The organism is Frankia sp. CoWAU3, from assembly GCF_977971855.1.
Window position 1 is genome coordinate 1 of the sequence record NZ_CDWWXB010000168.1, and the last position, 2,164, is coordinate 2,164.

Here is a 2,164-nt window from a genome sequence, read left to right on the forward strand (position 1 = left end):
GCCCCTCGCCGCCAGCCGCGCCGGCCGGCTCACCCTCGACCAGCTGCCCCGGGCCTGGCCCCGGCTGCCCGCACCCGCACCAGTATCCGACCGACCGGACGCCATACCCGCCGGGGCGGGCCTGCGACCGCCCGCGCCGATGCCCCCCGCCGAGTACCGGGGGTGAGCGGCCACGACCAAATACCTCGCCGCCGCCGTCGCCGCGGTGGTCCTGCTCATCGTGCTCATGGGCGCCGCCGCCGCCCAGCTGGCCGAACGCGTCCTCTGCGCGCCGGTCGCCGGCTGGTTCCTCGGCTACACCAGCGGCGGCAGCCCCAGCCAGACCGCCCTCGCCGACATACCGCCTGACTACCTGAACCTTTACATGCAGGCCGCAGCAACCTGCCCCGGCCTGTCCTGGAGCACGCTCGCCGCCATCGGCAAAACCGAAAGTGATCACGGTCGCAGTCGGATGCCGGGCGTAGCCAGCGGTACCAATTCCGCTGGCGCGGCCAGGCCCATGCAGTTCCTCGCCCGACGTTCGCCGACGTCGTCGCCCGCCACCCCCTGCCGGCGGGCGGCGCGCACCCGCCGTCGCTCTACAATGCCCACGACGCGGTCTACGCCGCTGCGGTGTACCTATGTGACAACCACGTCGCCACCGATCTGACCGGGGCGCTGTGGCAGTACAACAACTCCGACGCCTACATCGCCCAGGTCGTCACCCAGGCCACCCAGTACAGCTCGACCGGCGGCTTCGGAGCCGACACCGCATCGTCCGACGCTGGCTACGCCGCCGTCGTCTACGCCCAGGGCCAGCTCGGCATCCCCTACCTGTGGGGCGGGGACGGCCCGGCCGAAGGCGGCTTCGACTGCTCCGGACTCACCCGGGCCGCCTACCTCGCCGCCGGGATCAACCTGCCCCGCACCGCACAGACCCAGTACGAGGCCGGACCCGTCGTCCCGCCCGAGGAGCCACTCCAGATCGGCGATCTCGTCTTCTACGGCACCGCCACCAACATCCACCACGTTGCGATCTACATCGGAAACGAGCAGATGATCACCGCTCCAGGACGCGGCAAGGTAGTGAAAATCGCCCTGTATAGGTGGGAAGGGGACGACTATTTCGGGGCGACAAGGCCGGGCAACTGAGATTTATTCGGACCAGATGCAACACCCGACGAGCGGCCCGAAAAGCGGCAATACCGGACTTTCGGAGCGCCACAAGTCCGAGTCTATCGCGACACGCCGCCCTCCGACGGCTATACGCCGGTGGCGACGTCCGATGCAACGATGATGCATCGGATGCAACAGGAGGTGGCCGTGGCGCAGCGTGTCGATCTGCCCGGCGCTGCGTACCTTGTACTGGATGCGACGGTTGCGCATTTCGATCCAGCGGCGGCGGTGTTTGCGGCGATGTTGGAAGGCTGGTCGCGTCAGCAGCAGAGCCGGTTTCTGCGGCCGGCCATGATCCGGGCTCGGCTCGATCTCGTACGCCGGTTCGCGGCCTTCACGAACCAGTACCCGTGGGAGTGGACCCCGGGTGAGGTGGAGGCGTTCACCTCCGAGCTGGTCTCAGGAGCGAGCCCGCGGGCGGCGTCGACGGTGCGGGCCTACCAGTTGACGGTGCGGCTGTTCTGCGAGTTCGTTACCGACGCCCGGTATGGCTGGCCGGTCGAGTGCGAGCGGCGGTTCGGGGCGGTGCCGAGCCAGATCTGCCACGAGTGGAACACCGTCGCGCACCGGGTCGACTATGAAGGCCGGCCAGGGCGGCGGGCGCTGACCTACGACGAGGTGCAGGCGCTGTTCGATGCCGCCGACGCCCGCGTCGAGGAGATCCGCACCCGGGGTCGGAAGAGCGCGCTGGCGGCGTACCGGGACGCGGTTGCACTCAAGACGGTGTACGCCTACGGCCTGCGGCGGGAAGCTGCCCTGCTTGACGTTGTGGACTTCCGCCGGAACCCACGTGCCACTGCCCATGGCCGGTTCGGGTCGGTGCAGGTGCGGTGGGGCAAGGCATCGCGAGGCAGCCCGCCGAAACGGCGCACGGTGCTGACCGTGCCCGAGTTCGACTGGGTCGTCGAGTTGCTCGACGACTGGTGCGAGCAGCTGCGTCCGCAGTTCGATCCCGGCCAGCATCCTGCCCTGTGGGTGACCGAACGGCGCGGCCGGATCGCCGTCCGCC

At 69.6% G+C, this 2,164-nt stretch carries 3 protein-coding genes; all 3 read left to right on the forward strand.

What is annotated here, in order from left to right; genetic code table 11:
* The first annotated feature begins 205 nt into the window (after window positions 1-205).
* Window positions 206-649 carry a hypothetical protein gene (locus tag AC08ON_RS13960; RefSeq protein ID WP_476607953.1) on the forward strand — a complete coding sequence of 148 codons (444 nt, stop codon included), beginning with the start codon at window positions 206-208 and terminating at the stop codon, window positions 647-649.
* Window positions 613-1,131, forward strand: a complete 519-nt coding sequence (locus AC08ON_RS13965; protein WP_476607952.1) for a C40 family peptidase — start codon at window positions 613-615, stop codon at window positions 1,129-1,131. The genes AC08ON_RS13960 and AC08ON_RS13965 overlap by 37 nt, the downstream gene beginning before the upstream one ends.
* 171 nt (window positions 1,132-1,302) lie before the next feature.
* Window positions 1,303-2,164 (forward strand): tyrosine-type recombinase/integrase (locus AC08ON_RS13970; protein WP_476617126.1); only part of this gene is annotated, 862 nt, incomplete at its 3' end.